We start from the raw sequence: 21,955 nt of genomic DNA, 5'->3' as shown, positions 1-21,955 counted from the left end.
CCCCCCAGCACATCGGCCAGCCATGCACGCTTGATGTCGGCACTCATGTGTCACCTTCCTTGTCTGGTTTTTAGCCGGATGCCTCAATCCGGGTGCCGGGCCTGCCAGGCCTTCAGCGCGGCCTCCTCTGCGGGCGCCGCATCCACGATCCGCTGGGCCATCGCACGCAGTTCAGCGTCGGTGGCATGCGCCAACCCGATGTGGGCCAGCTCGACCAGGGCCTCGCGCTGCACCGCCAGCAAGGACGCGAAATCCTTGTCGGCATCGCCGGTGTAGCCGATGCTCATGCTCAGACTCAGGCGCTGCACGTGGCGCTGCAGGTCCAGCGTTGACTGAGGCGGTTGAGGAATCTTGTTGGGACGCAGCCTGTCGATGCTCATGATGAATCCGTCCTAGGAAAGAGCAGCGCCCGTCACGGCGCCAAAGGAGAGGGAATGTGTGGCTTGACCATGGCGCATCAATCCACGTGGCGAGCCCGCCATGCCTTCAATGCAGCCTCTTGCGCGGGTGCTGCATCCACGACTCGTTGCGCCACCGCGCGCAGTTCGGCATCGGTGCCGTGGGCCAGCTCGATCCTGGCCAGGCTGACCAGGGTGCCGCGCTGCACGGCCAGCAGTGCGGCAAAGTCCTTGTCGGCATCACCGGTGTAGCCGATGCTGGCCTTCAGGCGCAGGCTGCTCACATGATCCTGCAAGTCCAGTGTGGACTGCGGCGGTTGCGGAATCTTGTGGGGGCGCGGTCGGTCGGTGTTCATGTCGGATGCATCCTTGGACAGAGCCCAGCCGCTCAGGGCGCCAGACAGGATGGAGAAGACACCCACGGCTTTGATGGCGCGTGGCAGGGCCGACAGCATGAGGGCTCCCAGACGCCGTCTTTCAGACGATCGGCGGCTCATCATGGCCTCAGGCGACCTGGCGGGCGAGGACCTGCAAGGTGGTGTTCAAGGCCACACGCGGGTCGATCGGCACGAAGGGGTTGTCCTTCAGGCGAGAGAGGACCGGGTCAGTGTCGAGCCGCGACAGCATCCGCCGGGTGCTGGCCGCCGCTGCCTGATGGAGCCGCGCACGCTCCTGCTCGTCCACCGCTGCATCGGCCTGCTTCAGCACCGATGCCAGGCCCTCATCGAAACGCTGGACCACAGCGTCGAGCCGGTCGATCCTGGCGGACACCGCCTCGAACAGCGGCGTGGCACGGTACTCGGCCAGAATCGCGCCCCGCAGGCTCTTGATTTCATCGGCGACCTTGGTCTGGGTCGCCGCCCAGGCCTTGCCACAGCGGGCGTACTCCACCGGTGCGGCTTTGCCCGCGCCCGGGGCCTGGGCCTGGGCCGGCGGGCTCGCGGTGCCGGAGCCCTTCGGCTGGGGCGAGGTCTGCAACAGCTTGTGCAGTGCCTCCAGGGCCTGCAAGGCGACCGCATGCTGCCCGGCCTGCGCCTTCTCCCTGGCAACGCTGGCCAGCTCGCGCAGTTTCGTTGCGGAGGGATGCGCGCCGACCAAGGCAGCCTGCAGAGGCTTGGCCAGGGCGCACAGGCGTTGCTCGAACTGGGTGGCCAGGTCGTCGGCGGAAGGCTTGCCCTGCAACGGGGCGGACGCCTCCGGCGCTTGATCCGCCCCCTTGTCGTCGGCTTCCTCGGCGGACTCTTCGAGCACGGCACCAGAGGCGTCCCACAGCACGACCTTGGTGATGCGGAACCCACAGTCGCGGACCGGCCCGCGAACCTTCTTGACCAGACCCGAAAAGGGCTTGTCCAGTTGCAGCACCAGCACCAGGCCGTCCAGCCACGCGGTGCCATAAGCCCCCACTTTCACGCCCGTGGCCTGCTGGATGAGGGTGAACATCTTGCGGCCGGCGAGCTTCGGGCTCAGGGCCAGGACGGCCTCGCGCCGATCACCCGCATCGACGAAGGCGAAGTTGGCCCACCGCTCGGGATCGCGCTTGAGCAAGGTCAGTTGGGCCAGCAGCCTCTTGGGATCGAGCAGCAGCCCGGCCGCGCCCTCTTCCTCGTCGTCACCGGCGCCATCCCCCTTGCCCTTGGACTTCTGCGCGGCTTCGGACTCGTCACGGGGCTTGTCGAGATCCTTGCGGCGCCGGGCGATGGTTTTTTCCAGTTCAGCCAGCCAGGCCGAGAGCGGCTTGTCGCCCTTGGCCGACTTGCCCAGCACCACCGACTGCTTCTCGACCTCGGCCAGCGCTTCCAGCGCGGCGATCGGCGTGCCCTTCTCGGCCTTCTCGAACGCGGCCAGCGCCTTGGCCATCGGGCACGGCCTTCCAGGCCGTGCCCTTGCTGGCGTTCTTCCAGTCCTTCTCGCTGAGGTATTTGTCGACCATCTGACGCTACCTGTGCGCGGGCCATTGGATCAGGATACTGGCCTGCCTCTTTTCGGGCCAAGCCGTGGGTATCCGGACATTCTATAGACAGCGGCAGTGACCGCAGCCTGCCCCTAGAGCAAGGTCTGCGTCGAAGGGCCTTGGGAAGCATCCGCCTCCACTTCGGCGATGTTGTCCGCGGCCTCGCCCGGCAACAGCGCCTGCGCCTGGCTATCCGGCATCGCCTCGACCTGCTTGAGCGCACGGCCCATCACCCGCGTGCGCGTCTCGACGCTGGAGATGGTGTTGCTGGCCTCGTCCAGCTTCTTGCGCGTCTTAGCCAACACGTCGCCGAACTTGGCGAACTCGGTCTTGACCGCACCCAGCACCTGCCACACCTCAGATGAGCGCTTTTCCAGCGCCAGGGTGCGGAAACCCATCTGCAGGCTGTTGAGCGTGGCCAGCAAGGTCGTGGGGCCGGCCAGCATCACGCGGTATTCACGCTGCATCGCTTCGACCAGGCCCGGGCGGCGCAGGGCCTCGGCGTACAGGCCTTCCGTCGGCACGAACAGGATCGCGAAATCCGATGTGAGCGGTGGCGACACGTACTTGTCGCGAATGGTACGAGCCTCCAGGCGCAGGCGCGTCTCGATGGCCTTGGCAGCCGTCTCGATGCCGGCTACGTCGGCACGGTCCTGCGCTTCCAGCAGGCGCTCGTAATCCTCACGTGGGAACTTGGCATCGATGGGCAGCCACAGCGGCGCTGCCCCCGGCCCACCCTGCCCCGGCAACCGGATGGCGAACTCCACGCGCGCGCCCGTACCTGGCACCGTTTCCACGTTGACGGCGTACTGCTCGGGCGTGAACACCTGCTCCAGCAGGCCGGCCAGCTGCACTTCACCAAAGATGCCGCGCGTCTTCACATTGCTCAGCACGCGGTTGAGCGAACCCACGTCGCTGGCCAGGCGCTGCATCTCGCCCAGGCCCTTGTGCACCTGCTCAAGCCGCTCGGCCACCTGCTTGAAGCTCTCGCCCAGGCGGGCTTCCAGGGTGGCGTGCAGCTTCTCGTCGACCGTCTGGCGCATCTGCTCCAGCTTCTTCTCGTTGTCGGCCTGCAGGGCCTGCAGGCGCGTTTCCACCGTCTGGCGCACTTCGGTCAGCTTCTTGTCATTGCCTTCGGACAGCAGGCGCAGGTTCTCGGCCAGGCTGTCGTTCACACGGCGCATGGCGGCCTCTTGCGCTTCGGTGAAGCGTGTCAAGGCACCGGTCTGGGCCTCACGCAAGGCCGTGCTCTGCAGGCCCTGCTGGTGCGTGGTGTCGCGCAGCGTATCGGCCAGGCCCTGCTGCATCGCGGCCAGTTGCGTGCGGAAGCTGTCAAGCTGCTCGTTCTGCGTGCGGGTCACATCGCCCTGCTGGTTCAGCAAGGCCTGCTGGAACTGCGCCATCGAGGCGCCCAGTTCCTGCCGGGTGCCGCTCAGGCCCTGGGTCAGGTCGTTGCGCACCTCGCGCACCACGTCCTGCGTCACGTCGCGGCGGATGTCCTGGTGCAGGCTGGCGCGCAGGGCCTCGTGCGCGGGGCGCAGGGCCTCGGCCAGGCGTGCGGCATCGGCGGCCTGGTCCGCTGCATTGGCACCTGCCGAGGCCTTGCGCCACAGCACCACCAGCAAGGCCAGGTTGAGCAGCGCCACCACCAGCAGCAGCGCGTTGAAAAGAAATCCGTTGTTCATGCGTGGATTGTCGCAGGCCAAGAAAAAGGCCCCGGCGATGCCGAGGCCCATTCAGGTGATGTCGGTCAGGCTCAATGCAGCGGCACACCGGTCTTGGCCTGCACCTGCTCGCGCGTCACGCCGTCGGCCAGCTCGACCAGCTTCAGGCCCTCGGGCGTCACGTCCATCACGGCCAGGTCGGTGATGATGCGGTTGACCACGCCCTTGCCCGTCAGCGGCAAGGTGCACTCCGGCAGGATCTTCAGGTCCTCGGTGCCGTCCTTCTTCTTGGCCACGTGCTCCATCAGCACGATCACGCGCTTGACGCCGGCCACCAGGTCCATCGCGCCGCCCATGCCCTTGACCATCTTGCCCGGGATCATCCAGTTGGCCAGATCACCCTGGGCCGTCACCTGCATCGCGCCCAGGATGGACAGGTTGATCTTGCCGCCGCGGATCATCGCGAAGCTGTCGTGGCTGCCGAAGATCGACGAGCCCTTGATGGTGGTAACGGTCTGCTTGCCGGCGTTGATCAGGTCGGCGTCGACCTCGTCCTCGGTCGGAAAAGGGCCGATGCCCAGCATGCCGTTCTCGCTCTGCAGCCAGACCTCCTTGTCGGCCGGCACGAAGTTGGCCACCAGGGTCGGGATGCCGATGCCCAGGTTGACGTAGAAGCCGTCTTCCAGTTCCTGCGCCGCGCGGGCGGCCATTTGGTCTTGTGTCCAGGCCATGCTCAGGCTCCCTTCTTTTCGCTCAGGGTTCGTTTCTCGATGCGCTTCTCGGGGTTCGCATTGACGACGATGCGGTGCACGTAGATGCCCGGCAGGTGCACGTCGTCCGGGTCGATCTCACCGGTCTCGACCAACTGCTCGACCTCGACCACGGTGATCTTGCCGGCCATCGCGCAGGCGGGGTTGAAGTTGCGCGCGGTGCGGCGGAACACCAGGTTGCCGCTCTTGTCCGCCTTGTGGGCCTTGACCAGGGCCACGTCGGGGTTCAGCGAGCGCTCCATCACGTAGGTGGCACCGTCGAACTCGCGCGTTTCCTTGCCCTCGGCCACCAGCGTGCCGACACCCGTGCGGGTGAAGAAGGCCGGGATGCCTGCGCCACCGGCACGCAGCTTCTCGGCCAGCGTGCCCTGGGGCGTGAACTCCAGCTCCAGCTCATTGGCCAGGTACTGGCGCTCGAACTCCTTGTTCTCGCCCACGTAGCTGGAGATCATCTTCTTGATCTGGCGCGTGTTGAGCAGCTTGCCCAGGCCGAAGCCGTCCACGCCGGCGTTGTTCGAGATCACGGTCAGGTCCTTCACGCCGCTGGCCTGCAGCGCGTCGATCAGGGCCTCGGGGATGCCGCAGAGGCCGAAGCCCCCCACCGCCATCAGCTGTCCGTCTTTGACGACGCCTGCCAGCGCGCTGGCGGCATCGGGGTAGACCTTGTTCATCCAATCACTCCTTGGGGTCACGGGGAGGTGTGCGGGGGCTGCTGGTGCTGCACCGCAACAATCACAGCGTACACCGGGTGCCGGCCAAAAATCCAGCGCATGAAACGAAAAAACGCCATGGCAGGCTCCGTGGCGTTGTATGGCTCCTGCCCTGCAGTTCAGGTGCGTCAGCCCACGTCACCTTCCAGGCAAGGCGGGCGGCGATTCCCCGCCCGGCAGCTTGGGCGGCAGCCCTTCCAGCGCCCGCATGAACCCCGGAAGCGGCAGCGGTCGGCCGTCCTTTATGCTCACCCATACCAGCGTGGCACCGCCTTCGGCATAGGCCGCGCCCGGCTCGTCCGCGCGCTCGATGCTCACGAAGGTGTCGATGCTGGTGCGGCCCGGGTTGGCCACGTACAGCTTGACCACCAGGCTCCCCGGGAACACCAGCGGCCGGTAGAAGTTGCAGAAGGTGTTGGCGATGACGGGGCCTTCGTCTTCCGAGTTGACCTGGCCGCTGATGGCGGCGATCCAGGACACCCGCGCCTGCTCCATGTAGCGAAAGTACACGGTGTTGTTGACGTGGCCCAAGCTGTCCATGTCGCCCCACAGAATGGGCAGCGGCACCTCGTGGACCAGCAGTTTGTGATCAGGGATTTCGAATCGCATAGGCTCGTGCAGGCGGTGGCTTGTCGCCACGCGCCTGAAAAAGGATGAACTACCGCTCAGATGGCGGCAGCACAGCCGAATTCAAGGTTCACGGCAGGGGCTTGCCGCCAGGCGCCCCGCCCTGTGGCCGCATGGGCCCGGCAGATCAGGCCGCGGCCATCCCATCGTCCGCCGAGATGATCGCGCCGTTGATGAAATCGCTCTGCGCCGAGCACAGCATCACCACCAGCGCGTCCAGATCCTTGGGCTGGCCCACACGCTTGCGCGGCAGCATGTCGATCAGCTTCTGGCCACCTTCGGTGTTCCAGTGGTGGTGGTTGATCTCGGTGTCGATGTAGCCCGGGCACAGCGCATTGGTGGTGATGCCGAAGCGGCCCCACTCGCCGGCCATCACCTTGGTCATGTGGACCACGGCGGCCTTGCTCATGCAGTACACGCCGATCTGGGGCATGGTGCGCAGGCCAGCCGCCGACGCGATGTTCACGATGCGCCCACCGGTGAAGGTGCCAGGAGCGGAGCCCTTGGCGCGGGCCAACATGCGCTTGGCCACGGCCTGTGCCACGAAGAAGGCACCCCGGGTGTTGGTGTCGAACACGTAGTCGTAGTTCTCTTCCGTCACGTCCACCAGGCGCTCCGTGGTGCTCACGCCCGAGTTGTTGATCAGGATGTCGATGGCGCCGACCTCGGTCTCGGCGTGGGCCACGGCGGCGCGGATGCTGTTGACGTCGGTCACATCCAGCCCGACGACGTGGGCATCGCCACCGCCTGCCTCGATCTCGGCGCGCAGAGTCTTGAGGTTCTCGACGCGGCGGCCCGCCAGCACGACGGCGGCACCGGCCTTGGCCAGGGTCAGTGCGAATTGCTTGCCCAGGCCGCTGGAGGCGCCGGTGATCAGGGCGACGCGGCCGGACAGGTCGATGTTGTAGCTCATGTTCTTCGTTCCATCAGGGGGGTGTTGCCGCCTCGAAAAAGCATCAGCGGCCATTGCCGGAAACCTTAGCACGAAGGGCCTTGCCCACCCAGCATAGAAGGGGTTGCAAGCGGGGTCTGATGCCGTTATCGCGACACGGCCGGCTGCCATACCCACGCAGGGGGATCACATTTTCGAACGGTCGTGCTTTTTTCTGCCAGAATGCGGGCAAATCCCCACTGAACCGCGAATTACAATGCCGGGTTTTGCATTTGCATGCCCAGCGCCGATCCGGGTGATCCGCGCGCGAATGAGTCCCCCCTTTCCCCGAAGGAAACCACACGATGACGCCCCAGGAAATCCTTGAGCAGTTCGGCCCCCGTGAGTCGATGGAATATGACGTGGTGATCGTCGGCGCCGGCCCTGGTGGCCTGGCCACCGCCATCCGTCTGAAGCAACTGGCTGAGAAAGCCGGCAAGGAAATCTCCGTCTGCGTGCTCGAAAAGGGCTCCGAGCCCGGCGCGCACATCCTGTCCGGCGCCGTGATGGACCCCAAGGCCATCACCGAGCTGATCCCCGACTGGAAGGAACAGGGCGCGCCCCTGAACCAGCCCGTCACGGCCGACGAAGTGTGGTTCCTGACGAACGAGACCAGTGGTTTCAAGGCCCCCAACGCCCTGATCCCCAACAACTTCCACAACGAAGGCAACTACGTCATCAGCCTGGGCAACGTGGTGCGCTGGCTGGCACAGCAGGCCGAGAACCTGGGCGTGGAAATCTTCCCGGGCTTCGCCGCCGCTGAAGTGCTCTACAACGACGACGGTTCCGTCAAGGGCGTGGCCACCGGCAATCTGGGCATCAACAAGCAGGGCGAGCCCACCGACAACTTCCAGCTGGGCATGGAACTGCTGGCCAAGTACACCGTGTTCGCCGAAGGCGCGCGCGGTCACCTGGGCAAGCGCCTGATCGACAAGTTCAAGCTGGCCGACGGCAAGGCGCCGCAAAGCTTCGGCATCGGCATCAAGGAGCTGTGGGAGATCGACCCGGCCAAGGCCAAGCCCGGCCTGGTGGTGCACACGGCTGGCTGGCCGATGGACACGCAGACCTTCGGCGGCGGCTTCCTGTACCACCTGGAAGACAACAAGGTCACCTTGGGCTTCGTGGTCGGCCTGGACTACCAGAACCCCTGGATGAGCCCGTTCGAGGAAATGCAGCGCTGGAAGCTGCACCCCTCCATCAAGCAGTACCTGGAAGGCGGCAAGCGCCTGAGCTATGGCGCCCGCGCCATCAACAACGGCATGATCCCCAGCATGCCCAAGACGGTGTTCCCGGGTGGCGCGCTGATCGGCTGTGACGCCGGCTTCCTGAACGCCTCGCGCATCAAGGGCAGCCACGCCGCCATCAAGTCGGGCATGCTGTGCGCCGAAGCCGCTTTCGAAGCAGTGACGGCTGGGCGCCAGTTCGACGAGCTGGGCGCCTACCCCGAAGCCTTCAAGAAGAGCTGGCTGTATGACGAGCTGGAAGCCGCCGGCAACTTCAAGCCCTGGTTCAAGAAGGGCATGTACGTGGGCATGCTGATGACCGGCATCGAGCAGTGGCTGCTGCCCCGCCTGGGCGTCAAGTCGCCGCCCTGGAAGATCCCGAACCCGGTGGCCGACCACACGCGCCTGAAGCCCGCTTCCGAGTGCGCCAAGATCGACTACCCGAAGCCAGACGGCAAGTTCACCTTCGACCGCCTGAGCTCGGTGTTCATCTCGAACACCAACCACGAAGAGCACCAGCCGGCCCACCTGACGCTCAAAGACGCGTCGGTGCCCGTGAACATCAACCTGTCGAAATACGCCGGCCCTGAAAGCCGCTACTGCCCGGCCGGTGTGTACGAGTTCGTGAAGAACGAGGACAACAGCGACCGCCTGCAGATCAACGCGCAGAACTGCGTGCACTGCAAGACCTGCGACATCAAGGACCCGACGCAGAACATCGTATGGGTCACGCCCGAAGGCGGCGGCGGCCCGAACTACTCGGGCATGTGATCGGCCTTGTCCGAGTCACAAGACACATCAAAATAGGCAGCGCAAGCTGCCTTTTTTGTTGCCCGGCGCGGCCTCGTTAGAAGCCGCGCAGATCGTCCACCGGCTTGAGCAACGAAGCACCGAGGATGGCCGACAGGGTCTGGGCCATCACGTCGATGTCGTTGTCGAAACCGCCGTGCGAGGTGCGCTCGCGGCGGTCTGGCAAGGCGATCAGGATCTTCTGACGATCAACCACCGTGAGCCGCCCACTGCTCAGCAAGCCGGCAGACGCTGCAGCTTGGCGCCAGCTCTTGAGCGCATCGCCCGTGGCGGAGGTGCCATCCCAGCCGGCGCGGTCCTCCTTGAAGACGTTTTCCATGCCCAGGATCGGCGTGCGCAGATCCACCTCCAGCGCGTTGGAGACGAAGTACAGCAGCGACTTGCGGTAGATGCCCGCCACGTGGTTGTCACGCTCGGCGCGGTCTCGGGCGGCAACTGCACGTACAGGCGCTTCATCAGCTCGGTCTGCGGTGCGTAGTGGCGGTTGGCAAAAGCCACCGTGCAGGCAGGCGCATGCAGATGCGCCGAGGTGATGCGCCCGGCCAGGCCGCGTGCCGCCATCGCCGTGATCAGATGGCCCAGGATGATGGCGCCGGCCGAATGCCCCACCAGGTGCAGTTCAAAGTCATCACCCCAGGTGTCCGACAGCTTCTGCAGCGCGGTGATCAGCACATCGCCGCCCCGGCCTGGCCGAATGCCAGCTCGGCGTTTTCCTTCATCTCGCTCCAGATGGGGCGCGCTGCCGGGCGGCCAATGCTCTTCTCCAGCAGCAGGTCGCTGCGTTCGGTGAACCATTCGCCAATGCCTGCAGCCTTGGGGCGGAAGGTGTCGCTCAGCATGTTGCCGATGGACTCGAACAGCCCCGTCTTCCAGACCAGGAAAAGCGGGTAGCAATCATTGCCCAGGAAGTGCCGCCCCATGGCGCGGGCCCGGCCGATGGCGGCACCCTCCCGGTTGAGGTCGCCGTGCGCATACAGCACCAGGCGCTTGCGCGTGCCTTTGGTCCGGCAGGCCGGCCACTTGGTGCAGCAATGTGCGGCTGAGTTCGTCTTCCGTGAGGTAGCGCTTGACGCGCCCATCGTTGCCCAGCACCACGCTTGTGCCGGTAAGCTTGGTCTTCGCTCCACCATAGGCTCTTGTTGGCGTCACCGGCGCGCCCGTGTGCCGCTCTGCCCTTGCGCCGTCACACGGCCCACCACGACGCCCGGCACGCCCATGGCCACCACCCAGGCGTCCATGGCATTGGCCAGCCAGTCGCCATAGGTCAGGATGGCGAAGCCCCCCACACCCCAGCCGGTGCCCCAGGGGTTCTGGATTGCGAAGCCCTGGGCATTGAAGCCCCACAGCGCGAAGGCATGGCCATCGGTTTCCGAGGGACGCCCATCGAAGGGGATGACAGGCAGCGCGGCGTGGTTGGCCGGCGACTTGGCCTGGTGGGGGATCTCGCTCCAGCCATCATGGGTGAAGGCGGACACGTAGACGGCGCCGACTTCCTGGATGGCCGCCTGCAGGTCGGTGATGAAGCCCAGATCCACCCGAAAGTACACACCCAGCGTGTGGGCGGCCGCCCGTTTGGCGTAGCCGTACTTGGGCGTGGGCGAGGCATCGCTGTAGGGCCAGTCGGCCTCCAGGCAGACACCGTGGTTGAACCAGCCCTTGAGCGCGCCTCGGCAACTGGAGCCATCGTCGTCCTCGCCGTCGTACTCGTCATAGCGGCGCGCGAAGTTGTAGAGCATGCGCGGGCTGACAGATGCCACCTTGGTGGGCAGCCCCGCCTTGCGGCAACGCCAGGAGCAAAAGGCCGCATCGCCGCGTACTACAACGCCATCGGCCACGGTGCGTTCGAACTCGCGCAGGGGCACACGCTGGAAGAAGCCTGCCGCAGCTTCCTGAGCCTGCCCCAGGCCGAGGTGGGCTGCCTGCTGGACGGCAAGGGCTTCCAGGTCGGCACGCACGTGCTGCCGCCGCAGTACAGCAGCCCTGATGTGCTGGGCTATGAGCCGCTGAACGACTGTACCGGCGCCACCTGGGCCCGCCGGCCCTATTTCCGTCGTGCCATGCAGACCATCGGCAGGTACAAGTGACGCGCCCCTATCGGACCATCCACGGCAACCACATCTGCGTGACCGTGTCCCTGGCGTTCAGGCGCAAGGTGGATGGGCGCGAACGGGTGCAGGTGCTGTGCGGTGACCTGATCGAGAGTGACGACCCGGCTCGCGCCTGACGCCTCTCACGGGCAAAGGCCTCAGCGCTGGTCCGGATCTTCGATCACCAGGCCGACTGGAATAGGTTCTGCATCCATGCTCGGCAAGGCAGGTTCTGCCTGCCCCGCAGAAGCCGCACGCGCGGCATCGCGCTCGGCACGGATCTGCGCCCTGCGCTCCGCGAAGAACTGCTTGAGCAACTGGCTGCTGGCCTCAGCCAGCACACCGCCCACGATCTGCGTATGGTGGTTCAGTTGGGCATGACCGAACAGGTCGATGACGGAGCCGGCCACGCCGGTCTTGGGATCGTGAGCCGCGAACACCACCCGCTTGAAGCGCGCATGCATCAACGCCATGGCGCACATGGCGCAGGGCTCCAGCGTGACGTAGAGCTCGCAATCGGGCAGGCGGTAGTTCGCCAGCAACTGCGAGGCATGGCGCAGCGCCACGATCTCGGCATGGGCCGTGGGGTCGTGCGTGGTGATCGGCCGGTTGTAGCCCGTGGCGATGACCTGTCCCTGCCGCATGATGACCGCGCCCACCGGCACCTCGCCCGCCAGCCAGGCGTTGTGGGCCTGGTCCAGCGCGATGCGCATGGCGTGTTCGTCGGCGGGGGTGATGAGGGCGGCGTTGTCGGTCACGGTGTCTGGCTGTCAATGTTCTGCTTGAGCTGCTTGTCGTGGTCTTCCACCATCTGATTGACCTCGCTTTGCACCTGCTCAGTGATGCGACGTGCATCCTGCGGTGTCCGCACATCCGGCACAGCCAGAGCGGACGCCTGAGACGCAGCGCCCGGCGCGGCATGGATCCCGCTGATCTGGCGCTTGGCCAGCAAGGCACCCACCACCAGAACGATCAGCACGACGATCAATCCAACGATCCGAGACATGGCAGGGCTCCATCAGTGCAGCATTGCCCCAAATTATCGCCTGTGGCTGAAAAGCAGGTACAACTGGTGACGCAATGGCTGGCCCGTCAGCCGTGCCTGGCCCCGGCTGGCGGATAATCACACTTTTGCACCCACACACTTTGCAGCCTGGTCCACAGGCCAGAAGGCAGCACGATGGCTCAATACGTTTTGACGAACCCCCCACACGCCTTCGGCGTGCCCTGTTCACTACGTTCACAGGAGGGCCAATAAATGGCCCAGTACGTTTTCACCATGAACCGCGTCGGGAAGACTGTTCCCCCGAAGCGGCAAATCCTCAAGGACATCACCTTGAGCTTCTTCCCCGGCGCCAAGATCGGCGTGCTGGGTGTCAACGGCTCCGGCAAATCCACCTTCCTGAAGATCATGGCGGGCGTGGACAAGGAGATCGAAGGCGAAGCCGTGCCCATGCCCGGCATCAAGATCGGCTACCTGCCCCAGGAGCCGCAGATGAACGCCGACCAGACCGTGCGTGAAGCGGTTGAAGAAGGCATCGGCGGCGTGCTGGCCGCCAAGAAGCGCCTGGACGAGGTCTACGCGGCCTACGCCGACGAGAACGCCGACTTCGACACGCTGGCCGCCGAGCAGGGCGAGCTGGAAGCCATCATCGCGGCTGGCGGTTCCGAGAACACCGACCTTCAACTGGAGCTGGCGGCCGATGCGCTGCGCCTGCCCGCGTGGGACGCCGTGATCGGCAACCTCTCCGGTGGTGAAAAGCGCCGCGTGGCCCTGTGCCGCCTGCTGCTGTCCAAGCCCGACATGCTGCTGCTCGACGAACCCACCAACCACTTGGACGCCGAGTCCGTGGACTGGCTGGAGCAGTTCCTGAGCCGCTTCTCCGGCACCGTGGTGGCCATCACCCACGATCGCTACTTCCTGGACAACGCTGCCGAGTGGATCCTCGAACTCGACCGCGGTGCAGGCCACCCCTACAAGGGCAACTACTCCGACTGGCTCGATGCCAAGGGCAAGCGCCTGGAAGCAGAACAGAAGAGCGAAGACGCCCGCGCCAAGGCCTTGAAGGTCGAACTGGAATGGGTGCGCAAGAACGCCAAGGGCCGCCAGGCCAAGAGCAAGGCCCGTCTGGCGCGCTTCGAAGAGCTGAGCGACGTCGACTACCAAAAGCGCAACGAGACGAACGAGATCTTCATCCCCGTGGCCGAGCGCCTGGGCAATGAAGTCATCGAGTTCAAGAACGTCACCAAGTCCTTCGGTGACCGCGTGCTGATCGACAACCTGAGCTTCAAGGTACCCGCTGGCGCCATCGTCGGCATCATCGGCCCGAACGGCGCTGGCAAATCCACGCTGTTCCGCATGATCCAGGGCGTCGAGCAACCCGACAGCGGCGAAGTCGCCATCGGCAAGACGGCGCAACTGGCCTTCGTCGACCAGAGCCGAGAAGGCCTGGCCGGTGACAAGACCGTGTGGGAAGACGTCTCCGGCGGCCTGGACAACATCATTGTCGGCAAGTTCGTGATGCCTTCGCGCGCCTACCTGGGCCGCTTCAACTTCAAGGGCAACGACCAGCAGAAGCTGGTGGGCAACCTCTCCGGTGGTGAGCGCGGCCGCCTGCACCTGGCCAAGACCCTGGCCAAGGGCGGCAACGTGCTGATGCTCGACGAACCCTCCAACGATCTGGACGTCGAAACCCTGCGCGCGCTGGAAGACGCCCTGCTGGAGTTCGCCGGCAGCGCCATGATCATCTCCCACGATCGCTGGTTCCTCGATCGCATCTGCACGCACATCCTGGCCTGCGAAGGTGATTCGCAATGGTTCTTCTTCGACGGCAACTACCAGGAGTACGAAGCCGACAAGAAGAAGCGCCTGGGTGAAGAAGGCGCCCGCCCCAAGCGCGTGCGTTTCAAGCCCATCAAGTAAAACGGATCACACTGTCCGACCAGGCCCGGCTGCCCACAGGCGCCGGGCCTTTTTCATGCCATATCCCCCTGTTCACGGGCCGCAAACCCTTGTCCCTGCTGGATTTTCAGGGAGGAACCCTAGGGTTTCCATACCCGAATCACAAAACGTTCGACAGATAAAATTTCACGGACTTTTTTGCCATTTCGGCAAGAAACCAATTGCATCTCATCTACCTGCAGACCACACCAGCCTGGTCCAGATTCACCCCGGAGACAGATCAATGATTTCAAGGATGACCCGACTCCTCACAGTCAGCGTTGCGGCCGTGTCGGCCCTGACCATGAGTGGCTGTGCCCTGCTGCAGTCGGCCACCAGCGGTGTGACCCTCCACGTCATCGAGGAAGGCTTTACTCCTCCCGCGCTGGCCATGAGCGATGTCGACATGGTCTGCAACTTCTCGATGGTCAATGCACCGCTGGTGGGTGCCGCCCGCGAGTTCCATGGTGACCCCTCTCTGGCCGAAACCGTGATGTTCAGCGCCGCTGGTGTCTGCTCCGAATCCAAGGCGCTGGCCGAAGAGCTGCGCTACCTGCGTGCCGTGCGCGAAAAGCGCGCCGACGAAGCCACCGATGCCCGCGTGGCACAAAAGCGCCTGCTGGCCCTGACCGCGGAACGCCAGTACACCTCCTTCAAGCGCATGCGCAACAAGCTGGAGCAGACCTACTTCTTCAAGTACGGTGAAAACTGCCCGCGCTTCAAGCGCGATTTCGATGAACTGGTGTTCCTGCTGGGCTCGCTGTCCGGTGTGCAGGCCATGACCAACGACATCGCCGCCCAGCAATCCGTGGGCGTGCCCACCGACATCGCCCCGCTGGCCGCCTCCGCCATGAACTGCCTGGACAACAACAAGTGGTGGGGCGTGCCTCAAGCCACCCAGGCCGCCGTGTGGAGCATCATCCCCGGCGCTTCCGAAGGCAAGGACATCAAGGGCACCTTCGACCGTGCCATGACCATTGGCGAAGCCAAGGGTGTGCGCCTGGCTCACGTGGTCAATGCCATCGCCGCCTCGTCCGCCGATGACACAGCCACCATCCGCGCCATCATCAAGCGCGCCACCAGCGTGCAGAACTTCAAGGTGAACCGCCAGTACCGCTTCCTGGATGTGGTGGCCACGGCACAGCTGGAGAACATCTCCGACCGCATGTGGACGCAGAACACCGGTTCGCGCACGCCCTTCAACTCGCTGGGCAAGTTCTGGGACGACAAGGCCGACGCCGGCGTGGACGTCGACAGTTTCCTGAAGTAACACTCGGGAAAGCCCTCCCCCGTTTTCACGGGGAGGGCACTGACTGCGGCGGGGCCTGCTCGCTATAGTTACGCAATTCATACAGCTGTTCGAATCGCTGAAATTTCCCCGAACAAGCGAGCGTGCAGCGAGACAGACAACAGGCCTGAAGGCCAGGACGTACCGTAGGAGACACCCCCATGCAGTTGAACCATTCCCTTGGCAAGGTCGGCGCGGCGATCTTGCTGGCTGCGGCCAGCCTGGGCGCCCAGGCGGCCCAGAAGGTCTGCGTCTATGACCTGCTCGGCGCCTCTGGCGACCTGTTCAACATGACCAAGGACTACATCGTTGCCATGCAGCGGCACGGTGTGTCCCTGGAGCTCAAGGCCTACAACAACGAAGGCGTGGCCACGGAAGATTTCCGCACCGGCCAGTGCGATGCCGTGATCGCCACCGCCTTCCGCACGCGCCAGTTCAATGCCGTGGCGGCCTCCATCGACACGCTGGGCTCGACCACCATCGTGCGCGACGGCAAGATCGACATGGCCAGCAGCTACGACGTCGTTCGCAAGCTGATCCAGACCTACTCGGCCGCATCGCCCCAGGTCACCAAGCTGATGACCGAAGGCAACTACGAGGTGGCCGGCATCGTGCCCCTGGGCGCCGCCTACCCTGTCGTCAACGACCGCAAGATCAACACCGTCGAAGCCCTGGCCGGCAAGAAGATCGCCGCCTTCGACTACGACAAGGCCCAGGCCGTGATGATCCAGCGCATCGGCGCCCAGCCGATCTCCGCCGACATCACCAACTTCTCGACCAAGTTCAACAACGGCTCGGTCGACATGATCGCCGCGCCCACGCTGGCCTACAAGCCGCTGGAGCTCTACAAGGGCATCGGCAGCAAGGGCGCCATCGCCCGCTTCCCGATCCTGATCCTCACCTACCAGATGATCATCAACAAGACGAAGTTCTCCGAGGACTTCGGCGAGAAGTCGCGCGCCTACTGGCTGACCCAGTTCGACCGCGCGATGCAGTTGGTCAAGCAGGCGGACGCCAGCGTGCCGGCCAGCACCTGGATGGAGCTGAGCGCCGAGAACGCCTACAAGTACACCCTGATGCTGCGTGAATCACGCGTGGACATCGCTCAGAAGGGCTTGTATGACAAGCGCGGGCTGAGGGTCATCAAGAAGGTGCGCTGCACGGTCAACCCGGCAGACCCCGAATGCTCCACGAAATCGGAAGAAGAGTGGAAGTAAGCGCGCCACCGCGCTGACCAGAGTTGTCCATCGGGGGGCATGAACGCCCCCCGTTCATTTGAATCCGGCAGACGTAGCGCCGGAGTCCCGCGAGATCGCCATGCAAACGAAGTCGTCTCCCAAGTTCCTGGGAAGAACCCCGCTGGAATGGTTTTCCAGCCTGCCCGTTTTCACCCTGCTGCTGTTGACGCTGATCATCGGCACCGGCGAGATGGTTCATGGACAACTGCTGAAGTTCGGCGAGTCCATGTTCGGGGATCAGAAGGCGCAAGTGCAGTACTTCATGCTGCGCGCGGACCCGGTCAAGCCGGAGTGCAACGCCAACGTCGACATCGATGCCGAGGTGCAGCGTCAGCTCTCCGACACCGGCTCCAGCGGTGGCGGCGACGACATCGACAGCCTGTTCGGCGAGACCAAGCGTGACCCTGCCGCCGTGCGTGAGTCGGTGATCCAGTCCCAGCAGATCTGCAAACTCAAACACGACCTGTACGAGCGCATCAAGGATCACCAGACCCCGCAGGTCAAGCTCTACCGCACGCTGGAGACCAGCTTCTTCGCGCTGTTCGAGCTGGGTACCAGCAACCGCTCGCTGATCCTGCTGCTGATGGTGGGCATCGCCGCCATCACCACCACGCTGGGCTTCCACCACATCGGCATCCGCCCCGGCCACTACAGCCGTGACTACTGGCTCGGCTCGATCGCCCTGTCAGCCGCCTCGGGCCTGCTGCTGTTCTCCTGCGTGCGCTACTACCAGATCCTGCAGGAATCGGGCGTGCCCATCGAGCACGAGGTGCTGCACTGGCTGTGGATGGCCCTGTTCACCACCCTGCTGCTGATCAACCTCAAGCGCGTGATCTGGTGTCCCAAATCGCCGCATGGCGAGGGCACCTGGGGCCTGGCCTTCCTGTCCATCCCGCTGTTCGCCCACATGGCCATCCTGTCGGGCCTGTATTTCCTGCTGCACGGCCATCCCGCCGGCCTGGCCATCTACATCAACCAGCTGATGGAGCTGCCCAGCATCTTCATGAACCTGGGGCTGTTCATCTGGGCGGGCATGCTGCTCAAGCAGAGCCGCATCGTCGATCTGTTCATGAACACGGTGCGCCCGTGGAAGCTCTCGCCGCAGCTGCTGACCTACATCATCCTGCTGGCTGCGGCCGTGCCCACCGCCTACACCGGCGCCTCCGGGATTTTCGTGATCGCCGCCGGCGGCATCATCTACCACGAGGTGCGTGCCTCGGGTGGTGCCCGCCAGTTCGCGCTGGCCGCCACCGCCATGTCCGGCTCGCTGGGCGTGGTGCTGCGTCCTTGCCTGCTGGTGGTGCTGATCGCGGCGCTGAACAAGCAGGTCACCACGGCAGGCCTGTACCACTGGGGCTTCTACGTCTTCCTGGTCACCTCGACGCTGTTCTTCCTGGCCTCGCAGATGCTGCGCACCGAGCGCGCGGCCATCGAGGCACCGCGTGTGGCCGTACCGGCCATGCTGCGCGAGATCGTGCCCCTGATCCCCTACATCGCCGTGGTCGCCGTGATCGTGGCCCTGTACGAGTTCGCCCTCGACACCAAGCTCAACGAAATCACCGCCCCGACCATCATGCCGGTGCTGATGATCCTGATCCTGGTGTTCGACAAGATCCTCAACAAGGGCAAGGCCGAGATCACGCCTGATTACGCCAGCCACCGCCAGAGCGGCGTGGAATCGTCCATCCGCTTCGCCACCAACGAGACCATCGGCCACATCGGCGCGCTGCTGTCGCTGATGACCCTGTCGCTGGCCATGGGCGGCGTGATCGAGCGCTCGGAGATCATGAACCTGGCGCCCAAGGTGTTCGAGAACCACTGGACGGCCATGGCCTTCCTGGTCGTCGTCAAGGTGCTGCTGGGCATGATCATGGACCCGTTCGGTGCCGTTCTGCTGGTGTCGGGCACGCTGGCCCCGATCGCCTACGCCAACAACATCGACCCGGTGCACTTCTGGATGATGGTGCTGGTGGCCTTCGAGCTGGGCTACCTGCTGCCCCCAGTGGCGCTGAACCAGTTGCTCACACGCCAGGTGATCGGCGAGGCCGAAGTGAACCAGGCCGACAGCGAGGTCAAGCACCTGGGCTTCTACCGCCGCTACGAGCGCTGGATCCTGCCGCTGGCCGTGATGACGGTGGGCCTGTCCATCGTCGCCTTCGGGCCGCTGCTGGTCATGGACACGCCTGCGCTGCACTTCATCAAGGACTGGTTCGTTCCGCCCGCACACTGAGCACGGCCTGACGCGCCAAACACCACAACCGGCTGAGGGCCTACGCCCCAGCCGGTTTTTTCATCCCCCATCAGGAGGTATTCGGGTGGTGGTAAGGTGAAGGGGCGTGCTCCACTGCGCCCGCGCACGTCCAGACCCGATCCAAGCATCCAGCACATTTGATGTCAGGTAGCCGTTCCCTGCCCTCCCGCTCCCGGGGCTTTTTCCGTCTCCACACGCTGGCGACGGCCGCCACCTGCCTGGGGCTGAGCGGCTGCGCGATCGTCCAGCCCCTGAAAGAAAGCTGGACGGAGTGGACCAGCAACCAGGCACCCGCCCCAGCGCCGGCGGCCACCGTGGCCGTGTCGGGGCTGCCGGCTGGCGTGCCCGCCCAGGTGAGCCTGCTGACACCACCCGGCACCGCGACACCGGCACCGTCATCAGGCCAGGCGCCCCCATTCGACACGGTGGTACGCGGCGCAGACCGCCTCGATGGCGTGCTGCCCGTGTGGAAGCGGCAGGACAAGGTCTGGGTAGAGCTGGCGCCGTCTGATTTCGGCCGAGCCTTCTTTTTGTCGCCCAAGATGCGCACGGGCCTGGGTGAGGCCGGCTTCTTTGGTGGCCTGCTGGCCAGCCGCAGTGCGCAGGTGGGCCGCCCTCAGTGGGTAGAGTTCCGCCGCGTGAACCAGCAGGTACAGCTGGTGGCCATCAATGCCAGCTTCACGGCCACGGCCGGCACCCCGCAAGCACTTGCCGTGAAGGATGCGTTCTCACCCAGCCTGCTGGCCAGCGTGCCCGTGGCCAGCCAGCCGCGCAGCAGCGATGGCAAGGTGCTGGTCGAGCTGTCCAGCCTGATGGCGGGTGATCTGCTGGGGCTGGGCCTGCAGTTGCAGCGTACCTTCCGGCAGGGCTATGCCCTGGATGCCCGCAACAGCGGGGTCACCCAGGCGCGCAGCACGCCGTCGGGCCTGACGCTGGAGATTCAGCAGCACTACGCCACGGGCTCGCTCACCTCATCGGCACCCTCCAGTGGCAGCCAGCCGGCCATCCCGACCGCCCTGCCCGACCCACGCAGCCTGTTCCTGACCGTTCAGTACACGCTGAGCCCACTGCCGGCCCAGCCCATGGGCGGACGCCTGGCCGACGAGCGCATCGGCCATTTCGTCTCGACCGTGGCCGACTTCACCAACGACCGCGCCCGCTCCCCCCGAATCCGCTACGTCAACCGCTGGCGTCTGGAGAAGAAGGATCCCGGGGCTGCGCTGTCCGAGCCCGTGCGGCCGATCACCTTCTGGCTGGACCGCAGCATCCCCGACGACTACCGCCCGACCATCCGCGAGGCCGTGCTGGCCTGGAATGCCGCCTTCGAGGCCATCGGCTTCAAGAACGCGATCCAGGTGCGCGACAGCACCGCCGATGAGCCCCTGGACATCGTCGGTAACGGCCAGGCCATCGTGCGCTGGATGACCAACGCACGCCCGACCTTCGGCGCCATCGGCCCCTCTCACGTAGACCCGCGCACCGGCGAGATCCTCACCGCCGAGGTGGCACTGGAGAGCCTGTCCACCCGGGCGATTCGCGCGGTGCGCAGCCAGGTCTTCAACCTGGGCGATGACGACGACGAACGCCCCGCCAAGGGCACCAAAGCCGCCACGCAGCGCCACGGTTTCGATGCCCTGCTGCCGGCAGAAGACCACTGTGACCACGCCATGATCGCGGCCGAGCAGATGGCTTACGGCATGGACGTATGGGCCCAGGTTCACGACGTGCCCGGCGATCTGCCGCCCGACAGCGCCGAGGTCAAGTCCTTCGTGCTGGCCTACCTGCGCGACACGACCATGCACGAGGTGGGGCACGCGCTGGGCCTGCGCCACAACTTCAAGGCCTCGCGCTGGCGCACCCAGGCGCAACTGCTCGATGCCCCCCTGACGGCCCGCGAAGGCAACAGCGCCTCGGTGATGGACTACGCTGCCATCAACCTGAGCGCGCCCGGCCAGCCCCCGGTCACGCCTTTCCAGACCACGCTGGGCCCTTATGACTTCTGGGCCATCGAGTACGCCTACAAGCCGCTGGCCGGCACGCCCGCCGTGCAAAAGGCCGCGCTCGACGCCATCGCACGCCGCAGTGCCGACCCCAAGCAGGCCTATGCACTGGCCTACGGTACCGACGAAGACAGCGCGCTGGGCCTGGACCCCGAAGCGCTCACCTTCGACCTGGGCCGTGATCCGGTCGCCTTTGCGCGCATACGGCTGGCCATCGCCCGCGACCTGATCGCGCGCCAGACCACCGTGCGCCTGGGCCCGACGGACGACGCTGGTGTGCTGCGTCGCCGTGTCAGCTATGCGCTGCGCGATGTCGAGCGCACAGCCGACATCCTCACCCGCCAGATCGGTGGCCTGGTCACGCGCCGCGGCACGGCCGCCAGCGGCCAGGATGCGCTGGACCCACTGCCAGCGGACCAACAACGCGCCGCGCTGACGCTGCTGCTCGATCAGATCCTCTCGCCCCGCAGCATCCAGCTGCCACCGGCCCTGCAACGCCGCCTGGCGCCCGACTACCTTGAGCGCGCCGAGAGCCAGTTCCCTGGCGGCAGCGTCTCGCCCACGGACTTCTCGGCCGCCGTGCAACTGGCCGTGCTGCAACGGAGCGTGCTGAGCGACCTGATGGCCGATGGCCTGGCCGACCGGCTGCTGGACAACATCGACCGCACCCGCGACCGCGACACGCATCCCTTGACCCTGGGCGAGTTCCACGACCGCCTGCGCGCCACCATCTGGCTCGCCCCCCGCCACCAGGAACGCACCGTGCCGCCGCCCTGGCGCCGCAACCTGCAGCGGGACCACATCAACCGCCTGAGCGTGGCCCTGCTCAAGGGCAGCAATCGGGCCGATGTGCGCGTGCAGTTGCGGCTGCAGGCCGAGCAACTCGTCAAGCTGCTGTCCAGGCCCGGTGCCCTGGGTTCGAGCGATGCCAGCAGCGTGGCGGAAGCCCACCGGCGCGATTGCCTGGACACCCTCAAGCGGGCCCTGGACGCCTCCGTGGTGCGCTCTGCGCCTTGATCGCGCCAGCGCTCCACGGCCCCCTTGCCCCTCGCCCCTGTTCACGCCT

At 65.5% G+C, this 21,955-nt stretch carries 21 protein-coding genes; 8 read left to right on the top strand and 13 right to left on the bottom strand.

Going from position 1 to position 21,955, the window contains the following annotated elements; genetic code table 11:
- Positions 1 to 83 precede the first annotated feature (83 nt).
- From WAQ08_RS19785 to WAQ08_RS19750, 8 genes are all read right to left on the bottom strand, one after another.
- Positions 84 to 380 carry a DUF305 domain-containing protein gene (locus tag WAQ08_RS19785; protein WP_422194065.1) on the bottom strand — a complete coding sequence of 99 codons (297 nt, stop codon included), beginning with the start codon at positions 378 to 380 and terminating at the stop codon, positions 84 to 86.
- A gap of 77 nt (positions 381 to 457) precedes the next feature.
- Entirely contained in the window at positions 458 to 853 is a 396-nt protein-coding gene (locus tag WAQ08_RS19780) for a hypothetical protein (RefSeq protein ID WP_422194063.1), read from the bottom strand.
- A 49-nt stretch (positions 854 to 902) separates the two neighbouring features.
- Complete coding sequence (locus WAQ08_RS19775) at positions 903 to 2,255, bottom strand: hypothetical protein (protein WP_422194061.1); 1,353 nt, start codon at positions 2,253 to 2,255, stop codon at positions 903 to 905.
- Between the two features lie 186 nt (positions 2,256 to 2,441).
- Positions 2,442 to 3,752, bottom strand: a complete 1,311-nt coding sequence (locus WAQ08_RS19770; RefSeq protein WP_422194301.1) for a DNA recombination protein RmuC — start codon at positions 3,750 to 3,752, stop codon at positions 2,442 to 2,444.
- A gap of 353 nt (positions 3,753 to 4,105) precedes the next feature.
- Positions 4,106 to 4,744, bottom strand: coding sequence for a CoA transferase subunit B (locus tag WAQ08_RS19765; RefSeq protein WP_422194059.1), 639 nt, complete (start codon positions 4,742 to 4,744; stop codon positions 4,106 to 4,108).
- A 2-nt stretch (positions 4,745 to 4,746) separates the two neighbouring features.
- Positions 4,747 to 5,454 (bottom strand): CoA transferase subunit A, encoded by a 708-nt coding sequence (locus WAQ08_RS19760; protein ID WP_422194058.1) that lies wholly within the window; start codon positions 5,452 to 5,454, stop codon positions 4,747 to 4,749.
- A 177-nt stretch (positions 5,455 to 5,631) separates the two neighbouring features.
- A complete protein-coding gene (locus WAQ08_RS19755; RefSeq protein ID WP_422194057.1) occupies positions 5,632 to 6,102 on the bottom strand; it encodes an acyl-CoA thioesterase in 471 nt (156 codons plus the stop codon).
- A 145-nt stretch (positions 6,103 to 6,247) separates the two neighbouring features.
- Positions 6,248 to 7,033, bottom strand: a complete 786-nt coding sequence (locus WAQ08_RS19750; protein WP_422194055.1) for an SDR family oxidoreductase — start codon at positions 7,031 to 7,033, stop codon at positions 6,248 to 6,250.
- 323 nt (positions 7,034 to 7,356) lie between these two features.
- Between WAQ08_RS19750 and WAQ08_RS19745 the strand changes: the two genes are divergently transcribed.
- Positions 7,357 to 9,045, top strand: coding sequence for an electron transfer flavoprotein-ubiquinone oxidoreductase (locus WAQ08_RS19745; protein WP_422194054.1), 1,689 nt, complete (start codon positions 7,357 to 7,359; stop codon positions 9,043 to 9,045).
- Positions 9,046 to 9,121: 76 nt separating this feature from the next.
- Here WAQ08_RS19745 and WAQ08_RS19740 read toward each other — a convergent pair whose 3' ends face one another.
- The 3 genes from WAQ08_RS19740 to WAQ08_RS19730 all read right to left on the bottom strand — a co-directional run bounded on the left by WAQ08_RS19740 (position 9,122) and on the right by WAQ08_RS19730 (position 11,039).
- Positions 9,122 to 9,484 carry a hypothetical protein gene (locus tag WAQ08_RS19740; protein WP_422194052.1) on the bottom strand — a complete coding sequence of 121 codons (363 nt, stop codon included), beginning with the start codon at positions 9,482 to 9,484 and terminating at the stop codon, positions 9,122 to 9,124.
- 265 nt (positions 9,485 to 9,749) lie between these two features.
- Positions 9,750 to 10,064, bottom strand: coding sequence for a hypothetical protein (locus tag WAQ08_RS19735; RefSeq protein ID WP_422194051.1), 315 nt, complete (start codon positions 10,062 to 10,064; stop codon positions 9,750 to 9,752).
- 165 nt (positions 10,065 to 10,229) lie between these two features.
- Positions 10,230 to 11,039, bottom strand: a complete 810-nt coding sequence (locus WAQ08_RS19730) for a hypothetical protein (RefSeq protein ID WP_422194049.1) — start codon at positions 11,037 to 11,039, stop codon at positions 10,230 to 10,232.
- Here WAQ08_RS19730 and WAQ08_RS19725 point away from each other — a divergent pair, their 5' ends adjacent.
- Together WAQ08_RS19725 and WAQ08_RS19720 are read left to right on the top strand one after the other, a co-directional pair.
- Complete coding sequence (locus WAQ08_RS19725; protein ID WP_422194047.1) at positions 11,040 to 11,168, top strand: hypothetical protein; 129 nt, start codon at positions 11,040 to 11,042, stop codon at positions 11,166 to 11,168.
- Positions 11,165 to 11,308: a hypothetical protein gene (locus WAQ08_RS19720; protein ID WP_422194045.1), complete on the top strand. Its 144-nt coding sequence runs from the start codon at positions 11,165 to 11,167 to the stop codon at positions 11,306 to 11,308. The genes WAQ08_RS19725 and WAQ08_RS19720 overlap by 4 nt, the downstream gene beginning before the upstream one ends.
- Positions 11,309 to 11,329: 21 nt before the next feature.
- On the opposite strand, the gene tadA is transcribed toward WAQ08_RS19720, so the two are convergent.
- Both tadA and WAQ08_RS19710 read right to left on the bottom strand, forming a co-directional pair.
- Positions 11,330 to 11,884, bottom strand: coding sequence for a tRNA adenosine(34) deaminase TadA (tadA, locus tag WAQ08_RS19715; RefSeq protein ID WP_422194300.1), 555 nt, complete (start codon positions 11,882 to 11,884; stop codon positions 11,330 to 11,332).
- 41 nt (positions 11,885 to 11,925) lie between these two features.
- On the bottom strand, positions 11,926 to 12,177 hold the full coding sequence (locus WAQ08_RS19710; protein WP_422194043.1) for a hypothetical protein: 252 nt from the start codon (positions 12,175 to 12,177) through the stop codon (positions 11,926 to 11,928).
- 252 nt (positions 12,178 to 12,429) lie between these two features.
- Between WAQ08_RS19710 and ettA the strand changes: the two genes are divergently transcribed.
- From ettA to WAQ08_RS19685, 5 genes are all read left to right on the top strand, one after another.
- Positions 12,430 to 14,094 (top strand): energy-dependent translational throttle protein EttA, encoded by a 1,665-nt coding sequence (ettA, locus tag WAQ08_RS19705; protein WP_422194041.1) that lies wholly within the window; start codon positions 12,430 to 12,432, stop codon positions 14,092 to 14,094.
- Between the two features lie 274 nt (positions 14,095 to 14,368).
- Complete coding sequence (locus WAQ08_RS19700; protein ID WP_422194039.1) at positions 14,369 to 15,382, top strand: hypothetical protein; 1,014 nt, start codon at positions 14,369 to 14,371, stop codon at positions 15,380 to 15,382.
- Positions 15,383 to 15,561: 179 nt separating this feature from the next.
- Positions 15,562 to 16,617: a putative solute-binding protein gene (locus WAQ08_RS19695; RefSeq protein WP_422194037.1), complete on the top strand. Its 1,056-nt coding sequence runs from the start codon at positions 15,562 to 15,564 to the stop codon at positions 16,615 to 16,617.
- A gap of 100 nt (positions 16,618 to 16,717) precedes the next feature.
- Positions 16,718 to 18,868, top strand: coding sequence for a TRAP transporter large permease subunit (locus WAQ08_RS19690; RefSeq protein WP_422194035.1), 2,151 nt, complete (start codon positions 16,718 to 16,720; stop codon positions 18,866 to 18,868).
- A gap of 161 nt (positions 18,869 to 19,029) precedes the next feature.
- Entirely contained in the window at positions 19,030 to 21,906 is a 2,877-nt protein-coding gene (locus tag WAQ08_RS19685) for a zinc-dependent metalloprotease (RefSeq protein ID WP_422194033.1), read from the top strand.
- The last annotated feature ends 49 nt before the right edge of the window (positions 21,907 to 21,955 follow it).

Origin of the sequence: Aquabacterium sp., assembly GCF_049274795.1 — a bacterium.
Taxonomy (GTDB): Bacteria; Pseudomonadota; Gammaproteobacteria; order Burkholderiales; family Burkholderiaceae_C; genus Aquabacterium.
This window is presented reverse-complemented; position numbering and strand designations above follow the sequence as displayed.

Coding starts and splice junctions, on each gene's coding strand:
- WAQ08_RS19700 (WP_422194039.1), top strand. CDS start 14,369: ATGACCCGACTCCTCACAGTCAGCGTTGCGGCCGTGTCGGCCCTGACC.
- WAQ08_RS19775 (WP_422194061.1), bottom strand. CDS start 2,255: ATGGCCAAGGCGCTGGCCGCGTTCGAGAAGGCCGAGAAGGGCACGCCG.
- WAQ08_RS19765 (WP_422194059.1), bottom strand. CDS start 4,744: ATGGCCTGGACACAAGACCAAATGGCCGCCCGCGCGGCGCAGGAACTG.
- WAQ08_RS19710 (WP_422194043.1), bottom strand. CDS start 12,177: ATGTCTCGGATCGTTGGATTGATCGTCGTGCTGATCGTTCTGGTGGTG.
- WAQ08_RS19685 (WP_422194033.1), top strand. CDS start 19,030: ATGTCAGGTAGCCGTTCCCTGCCCTCCCGCTCCCGGGGCTTTTTCCGT.
- WAQ08_RS19750 (WP_422194055.1), bottom strand. CDS start 7,033: ATGAGCTACAACATCGACCTGTCCGGCCGCGTCGCCCTGATCACCGGC.
- WAQ08_RS19785 (WP_422194065.1), bottom strand. CDS start 380: ATGAGCATCGACAGGCTGCGTCCCAACAAGATTCCTCAACCGCCTCAG.
- WAQ08_RS19690 (WP_422194035.1), top strand. CDS start 16,718: ATGCAAACGAAGTCGTCTCCCAAGTTCCTGGGAAGAACCCCGCTGGAA.
- tadA (WP_422194300.1), bottom strand. CDS start 11,884: ATGCGCATCGCGCTGGACCAGGCCCACAACGCCTGGCTGGCGGGCGAG.
- WAQ08_RS19760 (WP_422194058.1), bottom strand. CDS start 5,454: ATGAACAAGGTCTACCCCGATGCCGCCAGCGCGCTGGCAGGCGTCGTC.
- WAQ08_RS19780 (WP_422194063.1), bottom strand. CDS start 853: ATGCTGTCGGCCCTGCCACGCGCCATCAAAGCCGTGGGTGTCTTCTCC.
- WAQ08_RS19695 (WP_422194037.1), top strand. CDS start 15,562: ATGCAGTTGAACCATTCCCTTGGCAAGGTCGGCGCGGCGATCTTGCTG.
- WAQ08_RS19755 (WP_422194057.1), bottom strand. CDS start 6,102: ATGCGATTCGAAATCCCTGATCACAAACTGCTGGTCCACGAGGTGCCG.
- ettA (WP_422194041.1), top strand. CDS start 12,430: ATGGCCCAGTACGTTTTCACCATGAACCGCGTCGGGAAGACTGTTCCC.
- WAQ08_RS19745 (WP_422194054.1), top strand. CDS start 7,357: ATGACGCCCCAGGAAATCCTTGAGCAGTTCGGCCCCCGTGAGTCGATG.
- WAQ08_RS19770 (WP_422194301.1), bottom strand. CDS start 3,752: ATGGCGCAGTTCCAGCAGGCCTTGCTGAACCAGCAGGGCGATGTGACC.